Here is a 20,293-nt window from a genome sequence, read left to right as displayed (position 1 = left end):
ATTACCTCCTTCATCCGTTTATTCTTCCATAGGTGTAAAAGTGCTTTCGCCAATAGTTTGTATTTATAGACGTATACTGAATCGGATTTCCTGCATGAAGCATCATCCCATTCCCGACGTATATTGCAACGTGACTCGCACCCTTCACATCATAAGTTCCTTTGAAAAAGATAAGGTCTCCCGGCTGTGCTTCCGATGCAGAGACTCTTGTACATCTTCCAAGAAGTCCGTTCGCAGTTGTCCTTCCGACATTCCATCCGTTGTTGCTATGATTGATTACCCAGCACACAAATCCTGAGCAATCAAACGACGTTGAAGGTTTGCTTCCTCCCCAGACATATGGATATCCAAGATACTTCTCAGCCTCTCTTATCATGTTGGAAAATCTCGTATTGGTAAGAGCTTCAGGCGGAACGTCATACTCACCGTATCTTCCCGGCTCCACAATGGAATAAATATCTTCCTCAAACAGATATCTCTTATTTCCATATGTCTCAAGAAGAACTTCATACCTTGCCATCTGGTCTGCAGATAATCCAAGCCCTCTTATAACAGTATCCAGCGTTCGATTGACCAACGTAACCTTTAGGATCCTATATTCGTACTGAGCTCCCTTATCTTCATCAGTTCTTGTCTCCGTAACAGGGTTAAAAGAAAGATAATACTGCCGCTCAAATATCTCAGCCAAAGTTCCCCTCACATAACTGTCTTTATACTGTTCATAAAGAACTGTGAGCACTGCCGCAAGCTGATACGGATTATGCCCGATGTTATCAAGGTAATATTGATACTCGTCATAACCGGTATGATCGGTCTCAACATTGTCTATTATTTCTTGCAGTGCCTCTTCAAGTTCCCTGTAGTCATCCTCAACCTCATATATATCCTCATCATCGGATGTATAACTTGTTGTGACTCCCACATGGGAAGTACCTGTAAGCGCCGAACCGCACGAGGAGAAAAGAGCTCCGATTACAAGGATCAGAACCATCACGACCATGACAACAAAACTTTCCTCAAAATGTTCCGTTATAAATTCGGCAAACTTTCCCGTCAGATCTTCGGCTTTATCCACAAATTTTCTGCTGATATCCCCAAACTGATTTGCCGCCTCTTTGGAGCTTCGGTTCTGTACTTTTCTCTGAGCCTCTTTTTTTACCTGTGCGCGCTGCCTTGCTTTTGACTGAGGATTGGATTCAGACTTCTGCACAGCTCTGTCCTCTGCCATATGCTTACGAAGCTTTCTTGCTCTCTGCTTTTTCTTATAGTTATATTTCTCAAGCTTTTCTGCATAGACATGAGCTACAGATAATCCGGCTTCAATACTTTGGACACCGGAGTTCTTATCTTCACTATTCTTTTTTCTTTCATCATCCATTCTTCTGCTCCTTTGCTTCATGAATCTCCTGCGGCTTCGTAGTCATGATTCGATAAAGTTCAAGGTCTTTAGGGAATCTGTCCACAAACGGCAGAATGACATTTCCATAAAACAACAGCCCTTCACCTTCTCCCGAATGTGTTACATACGAGAGCTGATGAGGGCTTATGTTAAGCTGCTTGGCAAGAATCTGCCTGTCTCCGACCGCCTGATTGAGCATGAGAATAAAATCCGAGTTTTCAAAAACGTTCTCAATCTCGCGCGAAGCAAGCAGATCCTTAATGTTCTGAGTTATACCTGTCGGGATTCCTCCCCACTTTCTGAATCGCTTCCAAATCTCTACCGTATAAGCGGCTGTCTGCTCTTCTTTAAGGAGCAGGTGCATCTCATCCGAATAGTACCTTGTAGACTTTCCGGCTTCTCTGTTGGATGATACCCTTCCCCAAACTTGATCCTGAATTATGAGCATCCCAATCTTTTTGAGCTGCTTTCCAAGTTCCTTTATGTCATAACAGACTATCCTGCTCTTTATGTCCACATTTGTTCTGTGGTTAAAGACATTAAGTGAACCCGATACATAAATCTCAAGCGCCGTAGCTATGTGTATAGCCTCCGCTTCTTCCTGTTTAAGGAGCTCATTGTATAAATCTTCAAGTATAGGCATATTCTCAGGCACAGGATTTTCATAATACCTTCGGTATATCTGGTGAATACATCTGTCGATGACCGTCTTCTCCACAGGAAGAAGTCCCTCTTTTCCTCCGACAATAAGCTCACATAATGATAGGATAAAATCCGCCTTTAGCATGACCGGATCGTCATCATCGGAATAATTGTTGTTGATGTCCATTGGATTGATGTACTGCGTCGATGTCGGACTTATCTTTATGACCTGGCCTCCGAAATGCTCGACAAGCGGACTGTACTCGCGCTCGGGATCTGATATGACGATATCGTCATCCGTAACAAGAAAAGCATTAGCAATCTCTCTTTTTGCCGCAAAAGATTTACCGGAACCGGGAGTTCCAAGTATAAGTCCGTTGGGATTCTTAAGGAGCTTTCTGTCTACCATGATGAGGTTACTCGAAAGTGCATTCACACCGTAATACAGAGATTCTTTTCCCGTCTGGAACAGCTCCTGAGTCGTAAACGGAACAAAGATAGCCGTCGAAGAAGTGGTCATTCCTCTTCTTATCTCGATAAGATTGCTTGCAAGCGGAAGCATACTCATAAGTCCCTGCTCCTGCTGAAAATCGAGTCTTATAAGATTGCAGTTATGCTTCTGAGCTATACTGTTTGCCTGAAAGAAATTGTTCTCAAGCTCCTGCTGTGTTGTCCCGGTGTTCATGACAAGAAATGTCATAAGGAACATTCTTTCATTCTGTGACTGTAATTCCTTCAGGAGTTCTTTTGCATCTTTTCCGTAAGTCGCAAGATCGGATGGAATTATATCCATGTCATATCCGGAGCGGACAGCCCGTTTCTGCTCATCTATCTTGGATCTGTCAAGTTCAGTGATGGTGTGTTTTATGGTCTTTATCGCTTCATTTTGATTGACCGACTGCAGATGTATCGAAACTATCTGACTTGATTCCATGGAAAGAAAATCAGCAAGCATCCTGTCGCTTATATCAGATGCCGTTATATGCAAAAAACTCATGCAACCGTAAGTACTTCCCATCTTAAAGACTCTTCCGTTCTTGAAGTAGAAGCTGCTTGGTGCAATGGCATCCTTAACGGAGGATCCCGCTTTAAAAAAATCATTCCAGTCAAAATAGAACTTGGAATCATCCCCCATATGGAACTGAGCATGCATAAGCTCAAGTCTCTCCATTCCATTAAGAGTTGCGGCTACCGCTCCTATTCTCTTAAAGTTGTTGAGAAGATCGTTCTCAATATGTGCAAGCCTTGGCTTAGCCTCTTTCATACCGTTTGCATGTATTCCAAAGGTAAGGAACTTCGTCTTGGTAAGTCCGTTGTTTCCTGCCTGCATCTGATGAAACAGCATGTAACTGTACTCGTCACGAACTCTGTCGTAGCCGTCGCCCCTGTGCTTTATGGCTATCTTTTTCTCAAACTTCTCCACATCTGTCGTGAGGTTCAAGAATGATAGCTGGAAGTGCACCGAACTATCGAAGAAGTTAAGGAAACTGCACCATTCCTCAAATATCTCCGTCTGATCTTCCTGCTGAGCAAGTTGGTAATTGATATCCTGAAACTGTATTGTCTTAGTGTAAAAGTTCTTCCCTACGCGGCATATGCCATCGGGAAACAATCTGTCAAAGGGAATGCTTTCCTGTGCGGTCTGAGGCACGTCTCTTTTTTTCTTTCCCTTTTGAAATGGTTTTATCATCTGTCTTCCTTTCCTGCTCTGCTATTGTTTCAAGCAGTGCATAATAATTTTGTGTTCTATACGGGCGTACTTTAGGTCTTTTGAACGTAGCATCAATGAAATGCTCTATGTACACCTCAAGCGGCTGCTCATTCTTTTCATACATGGCAAGAAAAAACAGCGGCATCATGGTGATCATCATCCCAAGAGTTGCCACTGTTACATTTCCAAACCGTTTTATGAGAAAGAAGGTGGGAACACCTATCATTGCTCCCAGCGAAAAGCATATGAGCTGTCTTTTTGTCAGATTAAAAAATACCTTGGATTTCACTTTGGAAAAATCACGAGGTACACTGATATAATTTGCCATAAATCCTCCTTATGTTGCATGAAGAATCGATTTTGCTATCGAACCCGACTTAAGCAGCGTAAAGCCAAGAAGCACCGTAAATCCAAATACTTTCCACATTGATGCCATGATGTCTGAGCTAAATGCGACAGACTGTATCATCACGGCATATATGCCAACGCAGACCATGATAAGAAATCCCTGAAGCCCAAGAGCCCACAGAGCCTTAAAATAGTTCTGTCCCATCTGCGATTGTTCCTGATTTCCAAACGTTGCGAACGGGATTGGAGCCATTGAAACGTACAGATAAATCTCAATCATCCTTCCATTCACCACAATGAAGATGAACACCGCCGCCAGTTTTATAAGGAACTGTAAAACAAATGTCTGCAAGAAGATACTGAACAGTTCTCCAGTATCCATTGCTTCAAGTACAGGTTGCATTGATGCAAGAGTAGATGCATCCACTGCCGTGCTTGCGGCTATGATTCCTCCACTTCTTTCTATAACCCACTTGGCTACATCAAACACCGCCATTGTTATCGTAAAAGTATTTGTTATAAGTGTTACCGCCACAAAAGTCTTAAATACCCATTTGAAAAATATAAAGGTCTCGAAATTGGCAAGGTTGTTGTGACTTATCACGAGCTGGATAAGCTCATAACATGCAATGATAGTCAGGATAATCCCCGCTATCGGCATTATCAGATTCTCTGACAAGGTTCTTATCAGGTTATATACCGACGGTAAGAACTCTGCAGGTGTCTGCCCAACTACATTTGATATCTCTCCAACCTCTGTATTCAACGATGAAAAGGTATTTGTAAGATGTTCCATTATTCCTTCAATGAGCATGTTTCTAAACCATTCTTCAATCTGTTCTAATACTGATTCCATGCATGCCCTCCATTACTTTTAAATACGACCGGAGATTTCTCTCCGGCCGCTGTCTGATTACTCCTACCAATCTTAAAAAAGACCTGCAAGAAGAGGTACAAGAGTAGTTCCGATAAGTGCGATTCCGCCTCCTGCCATTAGCTGCTTCATCCCCTGGCTCTTCGCGGCGGGATTGTCTCCGCCGTATCCTTCCATAAGGTTTATGCCGCCCCAGATGCCAAGACCTGCTCCAAGTGCAATCACGAGTGACTGAAGTACTGTTACTGAACTCTGAAAAAATGCCATAATAAATTCCTCTCTTTCTTTTAAACAAAAATGAGCGCCTCGAAAGATCTTTATTCCTCTTCCGGTACGCTCTCCAATTCATCTGCTTCGATGACTTCATATTCGTCATCGGGTCTAAGTATTAAGTTGTCTCCGCGCTTTACGAACTGCTCAACATCAAAGTAGTTCTTTGCGCTGTAGTCTGCAGTCAGGTGATACTTGGGATGTTTGGTAAGGTCATACTTATTTGATATGAACGGCCTTACACCTCTCACCTGAACTATGCACTTGCCTCCGTCAAGGACAGCAAGCTCATCCATACTCATAAGGTCATGCCCTACCTTCTGATAATTTGTAGATATCGAAGGCTGCATCCCTTTGGTATCTTGGATGTTGTAATAGTCAATTGTCTCTTTTCCAAGGACTGCACTTAAGTCTTTTAATGTCTCAGTCTCACTTCCTCCAAGGAATATCTGCGCATCCATGTTTCCTATGATTGTTTCACACTGCTCTTTGTACAATGCTTTTAGCTGTGACTTCGCCTGAAGGACTAAACAAGCCGATATCTCCCTGCTTCTTATCGTAGCTACGATACGTTCAAGATTCGGGATTGTTCCGCAGTTGGCACACTCATCAATAAGGCACCTTACATGAACAGGCAATCTCCCGCCATACTCATCATCTGCTTTTTCGCAGAGTAGATTAAAGAGCTGCGTGTATATCATGCTTATAAGGAATGAGAATGTACTTTCCGTATCAGACATGATGAGGAAAAGAGCTGTTTTTTCATCTCCGAGAGTATCGAGCTCAAGGTCGTCATAAGCCGTTATCTCACGAAGTTCCGCGATATCAAACGGAGAAAGCCTTGCGCCGCAAGATACAAGGATTGATTTCGCTGTCTTTCCGGCAGCCAACTTGTATTTCTTGTATTGTCTTACAGCAAAGTGATCGGGCTTCTCTTTTTCCAGATCTTCGAAGATAAGGTCTATCGCGTTCTTAAAATCCTCATCATCCTCCCTGACTTCCATAGCATTGATCATCTCAAGCAGCATCTTGAAATTCTGCTCTTCTTTGGGAGCTTCATAATGAATGTAACCGATAAGCGCCGTATAAAGCATTGTCTCTGCTTTATCCCAAAACGGATCTGAGCTCTTTCCTTCACCCTTCGTGTTCATCATTAGCACGTTAACCATCTTAAGGATGTCTTTCTCTGAACGGATGTATTGAAAGGGGTTATAATGTTGGCTCTTTGCAAAATTTATAGTGTTGAACACCTTTATCCTGTAGCCGTTCTTATATAGCGCCATACCCGTTTCCGGAAGGAGCAGCCCCTTTGGATCCGTTACCACGTATGATGAATGCATCTGAAGGAGATTTGGCTTTATGAAAAAGCGCGTCTTACCTGAACCGGAACCGCCTATCACGAGGACATTTTTATTCCTCGCATACTTGGGATTTGACGGTCTTGAATTCATGGTAAGCATCTCACTTTCAGAAAGAATAACGTTATTTTCAAACACAGGGTCAATGTACGGCTCTATGTCTTTCCTTGTGCCCCACCGGGCTGAACCGAATTCCACCCTGTGCCTGTATTTCTTTTTATTCTCCCTTTTATCCCAGATGAAAAGAATGAGCATCAGAATCGCAAATCCAATAATTCCGACAAGAACTCTTGGACTCTTGAGCAAAGTTTCATACGTTATCATCTGCTCTTCTCCTTTGCCTTGCTTCTTGTTCTCTTTGGTCTTTCCGCAAGCTTTTGTTTAAGCTGCTTTATCCTCTCGTGAAGCGAAGGTCTCTTCTCTTTCATGAGCTTCTTTTCTGTATAATAACGGATAACATCAGCAATCGCGTCCTGATCCCTTGCCTTAAAGAAAACGGAGTAGACAGGCGGTTCCGAGCCTTTATGCTTGACCACCGCAAAATCTACTCCGTATCTTTTGGCAACCTTCTGAAAGTCCCGCAACTCCGTCTTGGCAATATCTACGCTTGTTGCGCCCTCATCTTTACGAATAAGGTGTTTGATTTTCATCTTGCCATGTCTTACCTTGGGATTTTTGCTTATAAGTTTCTTTGCACCCTCCCTCAGATTTTTTTCAACCTCCAAAAGCTTCATCACATTCTTTTCCGTAAGCTCATATGACTCTCTTGTAAATCGATAGCAAAATCTGATTGCATCCTGTGTAAGCTGCTCATTTTCCACGTATTCATCACCTCCCTTCGCTTTTTACAAAGGAAAGCCAAAGTCACTCCAAGCTGATATTTGGATTCTCCTCCTTCCACTCCTGTATTCCTTTCTGCCCCAAAAGATTCTTGTAACAAGGAAAACATATCCTGTGGTCTCTGCCATATGGGCAACCACGGCACGGATAATCGCTCCTTATGTAAGCTTCCAGCGCCTTTTGTCGGTACACACAATTTCTTTTTATGCCATTGCAAACAGCCTTATGTTCGCATCCTCGGCAGTTCTTTGGCTTATCCTTTGAAAAAATCATATTATTTTACTTTTCCTTCCTTTGCCTTTGGCTCTTTTCCGGGCGCTTCCTTCTTTGGAGCCTTGGCAATTTCTTCTTTCTTTGCTTTTATCTCAGCAGAAAGAGATTTCTTAACTTCCTTGGTACTCTGGCGTTCCACAAACTTCTCCCCAAGCTCAAAGATCTTGTCCTTGGCATCATAGTGATAAACGCTGTCCGTAAGCTTATCTGCAGGATCTACCGTTGTTGTATTCACTTCTTTGACCATATTCTTCAATTCCTGAAGATCGAACTTTCCATTGTCAGGAATGATCAAAAGCTCATGGATACTGCTCGGAAGAATAAAGAACGAGCTGTTTCCAACACGCTCAGAAGCCTTCTCCATAAAATCCTGATAAGCAATAACTCCGGCGCCGTTCACATATCCCTCGACAGAAGCAACATATGTCTGCTCCTCTTTAGGAAGATTGCCAAGGCCAAGCACATCCACATCATCAATTCCCATCTGCTTAGCAAGAACATTAGCCATGCTCTCGATAACGATTGGCTTAAACTCCTGAGCATTACTAAGCGCATCCACATGAAGCTGCTCTGCCGTGATCCCGTACTGTTCGATCATCCTGTTCGTCACAAGCACGGAAGTTCTTCCCTCATCGGTCTGTGTAAGCTCAAAACGATAAACAACCGACATATCCTCGATATCCTTATGCGGAACTTTCTGCAAAAGATCTGCGTTTCTCTCAGAAGAGACAACCTCCATGGTCAGCTTTTCCTTCATCTTGCCGTAGTCATTAAAAGAATCGATATCAAAACCAGGCCCGCTATGAAGTGATCTGTTGGCAAATTCCGCCGCAGTAGAAGCAATACAATCAATGCTTTTTCCCTGTTCATACTCCTTAAAAAGCTCGTTAGCATTGAGGTTCACACCAATATTGCTGCCATCCGGCTTTACTGTTATCGCTTCGTAAGACTCATTCATCTTCTCCACTGTTCTCACATCCACAGATGTTTCCATTCCATACTTGGAATCGAGAGCCTCCTTGATTTTTTTTGCCATTTCCTCCTTAAATTGTTCAAAGTCCATATGCTTTCCCTTTCCTATTTCTTCTGAGCCGTTCTTGTTGCATGAAAAAAGCGCCAACCCATGACTTATTAGTCACGAGCTGACGCTCATTCTTTTATTATCTTCTACGCAAAAGAAAACAAGGAAGCACTTGGCTCTTACCTGCTCCCTTGTCCACTATAATAATAACATGCCTATTTTAAGGTATCAACGGACAATAGCGGGACAAAACCGAGACAATTTAGGGACAAATAGGGACAAAATCGGGACATTACTAATTATCTTGCCTGGGTGGAACATATTCCGAATCCTTTTCATATTCTTTTAAAAGTTCAATAACATCGTTATAACTTAAATCATCATAAAATTCATAGCCCTGTTTTTGAAGGAATGCATTTAAGCCTCTACCAAAATCACGTGTTTTATCCTTATAGTTCAGAAACCAGACAATATAATTTTCAACATTTTCCGGGCGCGAAAAAACTCTTAACTTACCATTCGAAGAATATTCATCACCAAGATAATCTATTATTTCTTCGAGCGATAATCTTAATTGTTCATCTGACCGATTGTAATTATATGCATACAAATCAACAACAAGCATAGATAAATCTATTTTTTCACTCGTCTGAAAGCAACACCTTTCTTCATATATACCATGGATTTCAAAGGCCTCATTCTGTAGCTCATATAAATATGCTATTCTGCTTTTCTTCTCTTCCGACTTCTTAGTTTGATATATATAAAAGCTAATAACAGAAAATATTGCTATTATAGCCATTCCTATAAATATAATTTTTTTCTTCATAATCATTTTCCAATTAAAGCAGATATTTCTTCCTCAAGTTCTTCTGCGCTCAAAGAATCAACATATTCATCCCCTAATTCACGTTTTATCTTTTTAATAACTCATGTGAAGCATCTGTTCCATATTTTTATCAATCTTAAATCCCCTCATAGTACAAAAAAGCACCTACCCTTTTGCAGATAAGTGCCTTGATACAAAGTACAATAAAAATTGAAATAGGGTATAAAAGTTCCTTTTGAATTGATATTCCCAATCTGCGATATTCAGCCAACCCCAAGCCTTACCATTACTATATTGTAGTGGTCTTCACATCTTGACGTAGAACTATTACTCTGATTCCTTACACTCATCAGTAGCGTTAACAAAAATTAGTTCTTTTTCACTATTCTCTTTGTATATATCCATGAGATTAGCTTCGTATTTCTCAAGTTCAGCTTTTTTCCTCTTTATCGCTTCGAGAATAACCTCATTTTCTACAGGCACTAACACTTCGTATGCCTGAATTCTACTATTTTCGACAATATTATTTAATTCTTCCTGTGTATATTTACAAGGCAGCTCCTTTGTCAAAATCTCTTCAAAATTTTCGCTAAGCTTTATACAGCAATCATGCTGCATAATTGCCCCCATTAACTTTGCCGAAAGATCAGGATAATCAGAAACAGCCTCACTGACCTTTCTGTATTTTTCATCTTCTTTCAAACATTCAAGATATGTCATACACTTCTCCTTCTTGAACAAAAAACTTTTCTTACATTATCTTCTCTTGGTACCACATAGTCCTCAAAAATATTTGTGAAATATTCTCAATGCCCCCTCAAATCAAACTCACTGGATATCCCGTAATAGTCTCCCCAAGTATATAGAATGTAATAATTATCACCATCAATATTTGTATCAAAGTACACAATCTGTGTCTCAATTTGTTTTATTTCGCTATCACTTTGAGGTTTAACATGGTATTTTTCACTGAACTGAGTATAGTATAAATTTAAATCATCCTGTGACAACTCACTTTTTAGTAATAGTGCTCCAAAATATTGCATTCCATTGCCATTTCCACACAGTTTCGCCGCCATAGATTTTTCTTCAACTATGACTGTTTTTTCGGGAAGAGGAATCTGTTGTAATTCATTTACAATATTTTTTGCGACATTATCATTATTGATAGGGCACAAAATATATAGCAAAAGTACTCCTGCTACTATTAATACGGGAATAAATTTAATAATTTTAAAAAAAACTTGATTTTTCAATATAGTTTCTCCTTACAATTACAGTGTATCAGTTATTATATTCAGAAAATGCATTATAGTAATCTTGTACCGTATAACCGTATGCAATTGCCATGGGATTTTCCGGATCCCCATTATATCTTGTAAAAACTACTCTTTGTTGTTCAGTTGATAAATTGTTTATATCATACCCAAATTCATCAGCACCTGCACATAACACCAGTGCAGCCATTTCTACATTAAATTCTTCATCCTGTAGTTTGTTCCAAAAAAATTCTACGTCCTTCCAATTTTTCCTATCATAATTTGTTCCGTAATGTAAATTATATGAATCTATTGCAGTTTTACCGAATATTTGTCCTACTCCAGTAGATGAATCTGATCTATATTTAAGAGGACGCGTAGGTGGTTGCTTAGATGGCTTTTTCCAATAATTCTTTGGATCTATGTTTGAAAGCCATTCGTCATATTCTTCTTTTTTATGCTCGTAAGCATATGTTTGCCTAACTTGTGCATCGCCAAGTGGATCGTCATATCCATAGCATCTTATTTCTCGAAAAAGGACAGCTTGAATCATAGCTTTATCAACATGATATTTTTTTGAAGCACTTTCTATATAAGCATCCAAAGAAAACACTTTATTTAAGGCCCTAGCATCATCATAAATGCTATCCTTTATTTTTTGTGGTGCTGTCATATCTCTATCCGAGATAGCTTTTAATTCTTCTTCTAATTTTGTAGGCTTTGGTTTTATGGGGATTGAATGTAATCCAGGCGGATAAAACGGTATGCTAAATGGATTCAAGGAATTTACGCTTGCTCCCAGCGCCATAAGACTTACTTTTTGCTTATCTATTTCAACAGCCTGAGGATTTATTAAATCAAGCCCCGCTGTTATTTCTGATACCTCATCTATATGCTCAATTATCGCATTCTTAAGCCCAGAATTAATTACTCGTCTACTCGCTTCGTCATCGAAATCCTCCATTTTTCTGATACAATCCTGAAGGAAACCACCAGTACCGCAGTAATCATCATACTTAACTATCGTGTTTCTGAAATATACTTCCTCTACGCCACAGCCGTATTTGCTAAGCCTATCAAAGACATCCATTGATTTTTGCTGAATATTAAATCCGCTTCTTTCAAGTCCTTCAAGTTGTCCCTGAAAGCGGGCTTGTACCTTTTTAACTACATCGGTATCTATTCTTGCATCAGCGGCAGGGTCGACCATAACCTTGAATGTTTCATCAAGATCCGTATATTTTTTGAGCATTTCTTTTGAAAGTTCGTATTGTTGGCGGTTTACTTCTTTTTGCTTTAACCCTATAAATGTCTTGGATTTTTCAGCAGCCTGTCCCACAAAAGTCTCATTGTTCTCATATTTTTCATAAGCTGCACGAGCCGCCGCTAATGGCTCCATATAATTATGGACTGCGTGCTCAAAATATTCTATAAAATCATTTACTTTCTTTGTATCCCAACAAATCCCCATTTCTGTTTCCTCAATCCTACATTTTACTTAAGCTGCTTTCTCTTGCACGAAGCTCCTCTTCAAGAGCTTCAATCTCTTCTTCACATTCTCTTATGAGCTCTTGGAGCTTTTCCATTGTCCGTTCAATGGCAGATAAGAGATTCGATGTTTCAGATATCTTTCCGCTAAGCTCTGAACAGATATCATTCCTATGATCATCTGCATCTTGTTCGAGTTTGCCAAGCCACTCGCCGGAATTTGTAATATCATATGCTTTATCAGGATTATAGATATCATCCTCAATAACTCTTAGGTTTTGGCTGATATATTCATACGCTTCTTCGCAATAAGCAAGGTCGCGTTCATAACCTCTTTTTTCTGCTTTCTTTTCTTCTATTCTTGAATGAAGTCCCATTTCTTACCTCCGATTTGTATCTACAGTAAGTCCGTTACTTAGAATCCTATCTTGCTCGATCATACTATCGCGTAGAGTAAGAAGAGCCCTCGGAAGTGATTCGGAAGCTTCGTGTCTATACGTATCTGTAGACTTATAAAAAAGCTTAAGAATCTCGTTCATCTCACGACCAACTTTTGTTTTTTCGAATACGTCAATCTTGCTAAGTGATTCTTCTGAGAGAACGCAATTAGCAGTCGTGCCGCCTATTTCTCCAACTATATCGGTAAACACTCGCGTGTCCATGTATACGCTATTTTCTGCCATATTACTCCTTATTGTTTATTTTATAGAAAACTATTTTAATAAATCAGTAACATTTTATCACGCCAAAATACGCTTTATCAAGCAAATTTATCGCCACACATCAAACACAAATGGTCACCAGCACCATCTATATTTCCCCCATCTCTCTGTCTCTGCATGCTATAAATGGAGATTTCTTATACTGTTCAGCCTGTTTACCACAACTAACTTCATTCTTGAAATAGTTCAGATAATTATGATATGATGTTAATACTATTTTTACATGCTCGTACTATAGTTTTATAAAATCAAAATAATGAGGTAGCAAAATTGAATCGAAGCGATAAACGCTCAGAAATTAATAAGCTGGATGAGCAGATAAAAGAATATGAAGCAAAAATCTTTAAACTCGAAGAAACATATAAAGAAGTAAAGATACATTACAACAATATTATAAAAAAAGTCTATGAGCCGCAAAAGGCTTACGATATGTCCCCTTTTGCCGTCTGTGGAAAAGAAGCCCAAGCCGAGGCAGAAAAATATAAAGAAAGAATCGTCACTGAATTAGAAAAAAGTCTCAGTGATACTTCTAAATTCTTGTCTCAAATTGTTGCTATCAAAGAAAAGATACTAAAAGAAAAAAAGGAATGCGAAGATAGGAAAAAAGCACTTGAAACAGAACTTGACGCAATTTCATAACGCGTCCGGAATTCATAAAAGCGCACTGTTAGAAAATGCGCTTTTACAATTCTCTCTCATATCCGTACCAATACTGCAGATTCCATATTGCAGCTATGATAGTGCCAATAACAACTACTGTAAGCTGCGCATGCCTTGAATCATAGCTTTTCCAAATAGCGCAAAGAAACGCTATAGCTACGCAACTTATCACTGAAGCAAGTATTTTGGCAATCGTAAACATATGCTGTATTATCAATGCCAAAAGCACTGCTATCCCGAAGATAATCAAATTTGTCTTTTTATCAAATCCCTGTTCTCTTACAAGAAATACCGGGATAGCTCCGATAACCAAAGAATTTGTCAAATCAACTCGCTTTATCAGGACAACCACGATTCTAATTATAAATTCGGTTACCAACAAAAGAATATATAAAAAAACTGTCATTTGATTTCCTCCTTTTTCAATTTACTCCGCCTTTCTTACACGATCATACATATACTCTGCCTGATAGTAACTTCCCATAGTTGTTGGCGCATTAAATAGCGCAGATAACAGATAGTTCTTTATATTCCTAACCTTAGTCGTATTATCCTTCATACATCCCATGACATACTCAAGATGCATATGGTTGAGCTTTAGAAACTTGGACTTAACCAGGTTGGTCGGATACTCATTCTTTGAAATCCAGATTGTAGGCTTTCTGCAAAGAACTGTCTCAAGTACAAGGTCATAAATCCCCTCAATAATATCTACATCTTGTGGATAGCGTTCACTCATACTATCAATATCTAGATTTTCTCTTACAATTTCAGCATACGCACTGTACTCATCATTCATATCCTGATTCATCGAATAGATATGATTTGTATGTATAACTAAATTATTATTATTTATATTATTATAATTAGCATTGGTTTTTCCCATGTCTAGACCTTGTTTTTTCCCATCTCCAGACATTGTTTTTTCCAAGTTCTTGACCTTGATTTTTCCCATGTCTGAACATTTCTCTTCAGAACTTGTTTTTTCCAATATCTGCTCTTGAACAAAGTCCTTAAGATAAATCAATGACGGTTTACCTTGTCCTTGCTTTCTACGTTCCAATAGACCTATCGCCTCCAACTCCCTAAACAAATTGATAGCTTTGTTTTCCTTACAATTAAGCATTTCCATTGCTTCAAGCTGAGAATATATGATATAGGCTCTATTTTCGGCATCTAACCACTTATTCTTCTGTGAAAGTGACATTCTATCAAGCATTAAGCCATATAGAATCTTGGCATCAGAGCTTAGCTTCTTAAAATGCGCATTGGTAAAAAGAAGCTTTGGAACTCTGTAAAAAGCATGCATCTCAGATTCTTGACCATAGAAATAATCAAATATTATCTTTTCGCCCATGCTTCCATATCCTCCCTACAATTACTTTCTATTACTTTTAATTCCCTTAGTGGTGCAATATCTGCACTACCCTATCAATTGAAATCTACACATCCTATTGAAATTTTTAACGTAAATCTTACTTGGTTTTCCTTTAGTTTGAATCTTAAAAATGAGTCCTATATCTTCAAGCTCATTCATACAATCAATAACTGTATGTTTTGAATAATTGATATCTTCTTCAATCTCTCTTAGCGGATATATAATGTAAATCCTATTATCTTCATCAAACCAATTATGCCTTCCGGCTTCTTCCATCTTTGCTAAAAGAACCGCATACAATATCTTTGCCGATGGAGATAGGGAAGAAAACTTCTCCCCTGTCAAAATCTCTTTAGGTATCTCTACAGAAGCAAATTGCTCTGATTGTGTGTTATAAAAATATTCCAACATCATTTGTTGCCCTCTCCTTCCTGTGATTCCTTCCACTGTTCCAATAAGCCTACTATTATCCTTTCTATTTCTGGCTGAGTATAGTAAGCCGGAAAGTACTTATTAAGCTTCCTCTCCGAAAACGTGATCTTTTTTCGTTTATCTGTAGAAGAACGTCCCTGAATAATGATTTCCAAAAGCTGTTCATGTGTTAATGAACTATCTTCTCGGTACTTCCTCAGATCCATTAACTGTTCCTGTTTTATCATTCCGTTTTCGCAGATATACTCATATATCCACTGCTGATAAGCATGATTGAGATATGATAATTCTACCGCCACCCCTAAAGCTAATCTTTTTACATCAACTAGATTTAGAAGATTGGGAATTAAATATGTTAGTCGTATGAACCTTTGTACTTGAGATCCACTTACTCCGGAAGCTTCTCCTACAATATCAGCCGCTTCCAACTTCCCCCCAGTCTGGGGGGAAGTTTCTCTTTTTGCTCCCTGATGCTTTATTGCATCTAATTTCATCTTGTAAGCGAATGCTCTCTCACTTGGAAGTATCTCTTCCCTCTGCATATTGGCATTGACCATTGCAATAGTCGCATCATCATTAGTCATTTCCTTTATAATTGCCGGAATCTTTCGAAGTCCTGCTCTTCTAGCCGCATGTAACCTTCTGTGACCAGAAATCATTTCATATGTCCCCTCATCATCCGGTCTTACAAGGACAGGAGTTAAAACTCCGCTTTCTTTTATGCTTTCTACAAGTTCATCCATCTTCTCATCATCGACAACCTTAAATGGATGATTTTCAAAAGGATATATTGATAAAACTTCCAAATCCACTGTACCTTCTGTACTTGGAACCCCAAGAAGTTCATCTATACTTGAAAGCTTTACTTTCTGTCCAATCCTACCTGCCATTTTCCACTACCTCCTCAATCAGATATGTATACGCCATCGCTGCTTTGCCCTTTGGATCATATACATAAAGACTACTTCCTGATGCACTTATCTCAGCTGCTCGTACCGATAAAGGTATTTCTTCTTTAAAAATTCTTATATTTGATGAATAGTTCTCGTATATCAGTGTTGTGATATCCTTTGCATAATTAGTTCTACTGTCTACCATCGTTATAAGTATTCCTTCAATCTCAAGCTTTGAATTAAGCTGCCTCTTTACTCTTCCGATTGTCTTAATGAGCTGCTGAAGACCTTTTACAGGAAGGTACGCCGCCTGAACAGGAATCAATACTGAATCTGCACAAGCCAATGCATTTATAGTCATCATTCCAAGAGATGGCATGCAATCGATTATGATATAGTCGTAAAACTCTCTTGCTTTATCCACATATTCTCTTAAAATGGTTTCTCTGCTGATAACACCTGTCAGAGTTATTTCTAAACTGGACAGATCTATATTACCCGGAAGAACATCTACATCCTCCATATGATGAATAAGCCCCTTTTTCACATCTATGGGTTCATCATTAATAATGTCTACCATCGCATCTGCAAGTGAATAATCAAGACTGTCCGGTTCACTACAACCAAGACTTATTGTCAGAGACCCCTGTGGATCTGCATCTATCATAAGAACCTTATTTCCTTTTCTGGCCAATCCAATGCCAAGATTCACGCAAGTTACTGTCTTTCCGACTCCGCCTTTCTGATTTGCTACCGCAATAACTCTGCACATATCAATAATCCTCCTCAAATGATTCTATGAACGCATCGATCTTATCTGTATTTACAAGTACAACTCCTTTTATCCTTCTTGCTGCTTTAGCTTCCTCAACCCAAGATTCAAAGGTATGTTTTCCGACTGAATAGAGCTCAGCTCCTTCTGCTATACGAACATATTTCTTTTTACCTGAATTAACCAATTCATCGATGTTGTCTATCTTTTTTCTTTTTTTAGGCATATCATTTCCCTCACTTTTGCTTTTAAACTCGTATGGATATTTCTCTATGTATTTTTCAACGATATCCATATCTACTATTGATGTTTTTCTTAATGGAATATTTGCCCCAATCTCCTGACAGAATCGGACAAAGCCCCAATAAGCCATTCCCAAAGCTCTTGCTCCGTCTTCATATGTGACGTAATGATGCTTTCTTCCTCGGGCTTCTAAATATTTTTCTAAATCTACTGGTGGGGATTTTGATTTGTTCATCCAGTGCCTCCTTTTTGCTCCGGATGTGCAAGAAAAAAGAAAATAAAAAAGGACATATATTATTCTCCATTTCTTGGAGAACACATATGTCCTTAGAATATTTGATCATATAAGGTTTTAATATAATAATTGCCTTTTTCGCTGAAAGAATTCTTTGCAGATAACCGGTATTATCTCTTTAATTTTCAACTGTTCCTCATCAATTATCACAAAAAATAAACACTTTTTGTTTAATTAAATCAACTCCAAACAGCGAATAGAGCGGAGCTCCATTTTGGGCAATCTAGGCACCAAAGTCCATTGAAGGGTATAGAAATCCAATGAAATAGATGTACTTTTTAGTACAACATGTATCTGATTGGACCTCTTTACTCACCGATTCTTCCCTATTCCTCCATACGTCAATTCAAAGACTTAAGCGTAGGGAACAACAACACGTCTCTTATACCCGCACTGTTAGTCAACAGCATGCAGAGACGGTCGATACCGTAGCCGATACCGCCTGTGGGGGGCATACCGATCTCGAGGGCGTTGAGGAAGTCTTCGTCTGTGTGCTCGGCTTCTTCGTCACCTGCTTCGGCGTTGGCATCCTGTGCTGCGAAACGCTCACGCTGGTCGATAGGATCGTTAAGCTCTGAGTATGCGTTGCACATCTCCCATGTATTGATGAAGAGCTCAAAACGCTCAACCTTCGAAGGATCTGTAGGCTTCTTCTTGGTAAGAGGTGAGATCTCAATAGGATGATCCATGATAAATGTAGGCTGGATCAGATTCTTCTCACAGAACTCCTCGAAGAAGAGGTTTACAATGTCGCCCTTCTTGTGACGGTCTTCAAACTCGATGCCACGCTCTCTTGCGATAGCCTTAGCTTCTTCATCTGTTGCAACAGCGTCAAAATCAACGCCTGCATACTTCTTGATAGCGTCGTTCATTGTAAGACGCTCGAAAGGCTTTCCAAGGTCGATGATATTATCACCGTAAGGGATCTGTGTTGTTCCACAAACCTTCTCGGCAAGATAACGGAACATGGACTCTGTAAGTTCCATCATTCCTTCATAATCAGTATATGCCTGATAGAGTTCCATAAGTGTGAACTCAGGGTTATGTCTTGTATCTGTACCTTCGTTTCTGAATACACGGCCGATCTCGAATACTCTCTCCATGCCGCCTACGATAAGTCTCTTAAGGTAAAGCTCAAGTGAGATACGAAGCTTTCTCTCTTCATCAAGTGCATTGTAATGTGTGAAAAAAGGTCTTGCTGCAGCACCGCCTGCATTCTCTACAAGCATAGGTGTCTCAACTTCCATGAAATCTCTGTCTGCAAGGAAATTACGGATCTCGCGGATGATAGCGGATCTCTTCTTGAATGTTTCCTTTACGTCCTCATTCATGATGAGGTCGACATATCTCTGTCTGTAACGAATCTCTGTATCTGTAAGTCCGTGGAACTTCTCAGGAAGTGGCATAAGAGACTTGGCCAAAAGAACCAGCTCCTTAACATGAACAGAAAGCTCTCCGGTTCTTGTTCTGAAAGCAAATCCCTTAACTCCGATGATATCTCCGATATCCATTTTCTTAAAATCAGCATATGCTTCATCTCCAAGATCGTTTCTTGAGATATAAAGCTGCATACGTCCGTCTCTATCCTGAAGGTTAGCAAAAGACGCTTTACCCATTACACGCTTACTCATCATACGACCTGCAAGTGATACGATCTTGCCTGCCGGAACTTCTGAAAGAGGTACTGTAATTGCTTTACCGTCCTCATCTACAGGAACTACGAACTCAAGTGCTTCAAAGTTATCCCTGATATCCTTTGTATGATGCGTCTGGTCGTACTTCACGATCTGAAAAGGATCTCTTCCCTCTGCCTGAAGCTCAGAAAGCTTATCTCTTCTGACCTGGCGAAGACGTCCAACGTCTTCCTGTGTGTTCTGGTTGTTTTGCTGATTATTGGCTTCCACTTTATTTCCTCCGTATCATCTTATATGGCCTTTTCATCTGCCACCATTATGCATATAAAGAGCCAGCGAATGTTTAATCGCCGGCTCCAAAAAATTCACTGTTTAAATCACCAATTCTTTGAGAGTCACGCATACACTCAAACAGGTACAGCTACTCAGTTTTCAAATCTCTCAATTCCAAGCACCTTGTATTTGATGACGCCAGCCTGTGTCTCAACTGAAACAGTCTGTCCTTTTTTTGCTCCAAGAAGTGCTTTTCCTACAGGTGATTCGTTTGAAATCTTACCTTTAAGGCTGTTTGCCTCTGATGAACCTACGATTTTGTACTCCAGGTCCTCGTTGAACTCGAGGTCGCGGATTTTAACTTTACATCCAATGCTGATTTTGTTGAGGTCAACGTCTTCCTCTACAACTACCTCAGCGTTTTTAAGGATTTTCTCAAGAGTTTCGATTCTTGCTTCGATATCACGCTGCTCGTCTTTGGCTGCATCATACTCAGCGTTCTCTGAAAGGTCGCCCTGCTCTCTGGCTTCCTTGATTTTCTCTGCAACTTCTTTACGCTTAACTACTTTAAGCTCGTGAAGCTCATCCTCGTATTTCTTAAGTCCTTCGTAAGTTAAAATGTTCTTCTTCTCTTCCATTACTCTGTCCTACCCTTCATATATTCAGGTCTGTGGAAAGC

At 39.7% G+C, this 20,293-nt stretch carries 23 protein-coding genes and 1 pseudogene; 1 reads left to right on the top strand and 23 read right to left on the bottom strand.

All coding sequences use genetic code 11. The features are described 5' to 3' along the window. Nucleotides 1-10 precede the first annotated feature (10 nt). The 15 genes and pseudogenes from T356_RS21675 to T356_RS0105210 all read right to left on the bottom strand — a co-directional run bounded on the left by T356_RS21675 (nucleotide 11) and on the right by T356_RS0105210 (nucleotide 12,995). Entirely contained in the window at nucleotides 11-1,378 is a 1,368-nt protein-coding gene (locus T356_RS21675; protein WP_051563162.1) for a C40 family peptidase, read from the bottom strand. Then, a complete protein-coding gene (locus T356_RS18445; RefSeq protein ID WP_035780466.1) occupies nucleotides 1,371-3,731 on the bottom strand; it encodes a VirB4-like conjugal transfer ATPase, CD1110 family in 2,361 nt (786 codons plus the stop codon). Before T356_RS18445 ends, T356_RS21675 begins: the two co-directional genes overlap by 8 nt. Further along, nucleotides 3,658-4,080, bottom strand: a complete 423-nt coding sequence (locus tag T356_RS0105270; RefSeq protein WP_026513594.1) for a PrgI family protein — start codon at nucleotides 4,078-4,080, stop codon at nucleotides 3,658-3,660. Before T356_RS0105270 ends, T356_RS18445 begins: the two co-directional genes overlap by 74 nt. 9 nt (nucleotides 4,081-4,089) lie before the next feature. After that, the gene (locus tag T356_RS0105265) at nucleotides 4,090-4,956 is read right to left on the bottom strand and encodes a VirB6/TrbL-like conjugal transfer protein, CD1112 family (RefSeq protein ID WP_026513593.1); all 867 of its coding nucleotides are present in this window, start codon (nucleotides 4,954-4,956) and stop codon (nucleotides 4,090-4,092) included. A gap of 72 nt (nucleotides 4,957-5,028) precedes the next feature. Next, nucleotides 5,029-5,241: a Maff2 family mobile element protein gene (locus T356_RS0105260; protein ID WP_026513592.1), complete on the bottom strand. Its 213-nt coding sequence runs from the start codon at nucleotides 5,239-5,241 to the stop codon at nucleotides 5,029-5,031. Between the two features lie 50 nt (nucleotides 5,242-5,291). Then, nucleotides 5,292-6,890: pseudogene (locus T356_RS0105255) on the bottom strand (VirD4-like conjugal transfer protein, CD1115 family); the annotation flags it as partial. Between the two features lie 32 nt (nucleotides 6,891-6,922). Then, on the bottom strand, nucleotides 6,923-7,423 hold the full coding sequence (locus T356_RS18440; protein WP_051563161.1) for a PcfB family protein: 501 nt from the start codon (nucleotides 7,421-7,423) through the stop codon (nucleotides 6,923-6,925). 43 nt (nucleotides 7,424-7,466) lie between these two features. Continuing rightward, a complete protein-coding gene (locus tag T356_RS0105245; protein WP_026513590.1) occupies nucleotides 7,467-7,715 on the bottom strand; it encodes a hypothetical protein in 249 nt (82 codons plus the stop codon). Nucleotide 7,716: 1 nt separating this feature from the next. Continuing rightward, the gene (locus T356_RS0105240) at nucleotides 7,717-8,778 is read right to left on the bottom strand and encodes a DUF5688 family protein (protein ID WP_026513589.1); all 1,062 of its coding nucleotides are present in this window, start codon (nucleotides 8,776-8,778) and stop codon (nucleotides 7,717-7,719) included. Nucleotides 8,779-9,031: 253 nt separating this feature from the next. Beyond that, nucleotides 9,032-9,565: a hypothetical protein gene (locus T356_RS0105235; protein ID WP_026513588.1), complete on the bottom strand. Its 534-nt coding sequence runs from the start codon at nucleotides 9,563-9,565 to the stop codon at nucleotides 9,032-9,034. Between the two features lie 327 nt (nucleotides 9,566-9,892). Then, a complete protein-coding gene (locus T356_RS0105230; RefSeq protein WP_026513587.1) occupies nucleotides 9,893-10,285 on the bottom strand; it encodes a hypothetical protein in 393 nt (130 codons plus the stop codon). A gap of 86 nt (nucleotides 10,286-10,371) precedes the next feature. Then, on the bottom strand, nucleotides 10,372-10,821 hold the full coding sequence (locus T356_RS0105225; protein WP_035780464.1) for a hypothetical protein: 450 nt from the start codon (nucleotides 10,819-10,821) through the stop codon (nucleotides 10,372-10,374). A 28-nt stretch (nucleotides 10,822-10,849) separates the two neighbouring features. Continuing rightward, nucleotides 10,850-12,295, bottom strand: coding sequence for a hypothetical protein (locus tag T356_RS0105220; protein WP_026513585.1), 1,446 nt, complete (start codon nucleotides 12,293-12,295; stop codon nucleotides 10,850-10,852). A gap of 16 nt (nucleotides 12,296-12,311) precedes the next feature. Beyond that, nucleotides 12,312-12,689: a hypothetical protein gene (locus T356_RS0105215; RefSeq protein ID WP_026513584.1), complete on the bottom strand. Its 378-nt coding sequence runs from the start codon at nucleotides 12,687-12,689 to the stop codon at nucleotides 12,312-12,314. A gap of 3 nt (nucleotides 12,690-12,692) precedes the next feature. Next, a complete protein-coding gene (locus T356_RS0105210; RefSeq protein ID WP_026513583.1) occupies nucleotides 12,693-12,995 on the bottom strand; it encodes a hypothetical protein in 303 nt (100 codons plus the stop codon). 309 nt (nucleotides 12,996-13,304) lie between these two features. Between T356_RS0105210 and T356_RS0105205 the strand changes: the two genes are divergently transcribed. After that, a complete protein-coding gene (locus T356_RS0105205; RefSeq protein ID WP_026513582.1) occupies nucleotides 13,305-13,673 on the top strand; it encodes a hypothetical protein in 369 nt (122 codons plus the stop codon). Between the two features lie 43 nt (nucleotides 13,674-13,716). On the opposite strand, the gene T356_RS0105200 is transcribed toward T356_RS0105205, so the two are convergent. The 8 genes from T356_RS0105200 to greA all read right to left on the bottom strand — a co-directional run bounded on the left by T356_RS0105200 (nucleotide 13,717) and on the right by greA (nucleotide 20,252). Next, entirely contained in the window at nucleotides 13,717-14,100 is a 384-nt protein-coding gene (locus T356_RS0105200; protein WP_026513581.1) for a hypothetical protein, read from the bottom strand. A gap of 21 nt (nucleotides 14,101-14,121) precedes the next feature. Beyond that, complete coding sequence (locus tag T356_RS0105195; RefSeq protein WP_026513580.1) at nucleotides 14,122-15,051, bottom strand: DUF6017 domain-containing protein; 930 nt, start codon at nucleotides 15,049-15,051, stop codon at nucleotides 14,122-14,124. Between the two features lie 66 nt (nucleotides 15,052-15,117). Next, on the bottom strand, nucleotides 15,118-15,486 hold the full coding sequence (locus tag T356_RS0105190) for a replication initiator protein A (RefSeq protein WP_051563160.1): 369 nt from the start codon (nucleotides 15,484-15,486) through the stop codon (nucleotides 15,118-15,120). Next, on the bottom strand, nucleotides 15,483-16,394 hold the full coding sequence (locus T356_RS0105185) for a ParB/RepB/Spo0J family partition protein (protein WP_026513578.1): 912 nt from the start codon (nucleotides 16,392-16,394) through the stop codon (nucleotides 15,483-15,485). The genes T356_RS0105190 and T356_RS0105185 overlap by 4 nt, the downstream gene beginning before the upstream one ends. Then, the gene (locus T356_RS0105180; RefSeq protein ID WP_026513577.1) at nucleotides 16,384-17,169 is read right to left on the bottom strand and encodes a ParA family protein; all 786 of its coding nucleotides are present in this window, start codon (nucleotides 17,167-17,169) and stop codon (nucleotides 16,384-16,386) included. Before T356_RS0105180 ends, T356_RS0105185 begins: the two co-directional genes overlap by 11 nt. Before the next feature lies 1 nt (nucleotide 17,170). Then, nucleotides 17,171-17,647 (bottom strand): DUF6462 family protein, encoded by a 477-nt coding sequence (locus tag T356_RS21465; protein WP_242846557.1) that lies wholly within the window; start codon nucleotides 17,645-17,647, stop codon nucleotides 17,171-17,173. Between the two features lie 401 nt (nucleotides 17,648-18,048). Beyond that, complete coding sequence (lysS, locus tag T356_RS0105165) at nucleotides 18,049-19,611, bottom strand: lysine--tRNA ligase (RefSeq protein ID WP_026513576.1); 1,563 nt, start codon at nucleotides 19,609-19,611, stop codon at nucleotides 18,049-18,051. Nucleotides 19,612-19,766: 155 nt separating this feature from the next. Then, complete coding sequence (gene greA / locus T356_RS0105160) at nucleotides 19,767-20,252, bottom strand: transcription elongation factor GreA (RefSeq protein WP_026513575.1); 486 nt, start codon at nucleotides 20,250-20,252, stop codon at nucleotides 19,767-19,769. Between the last annotated feature and the right edge of the window lie 41 nt (nucleotides 20,253-20,293).

This window comes from Butyrivibrio sp. LB2008 (assembly GCF_000621565.1).
Lineage (GTDB): Bacteria > Bacillota > Clostridia > Lachnospirales > Lachnospiraceae > Butyrivibrio.
The sequence above is the reverse complement of the archived record's forward strand: the minus strand, read 5'-3'. Positions and strand labels throughout refer to the sequence as shown.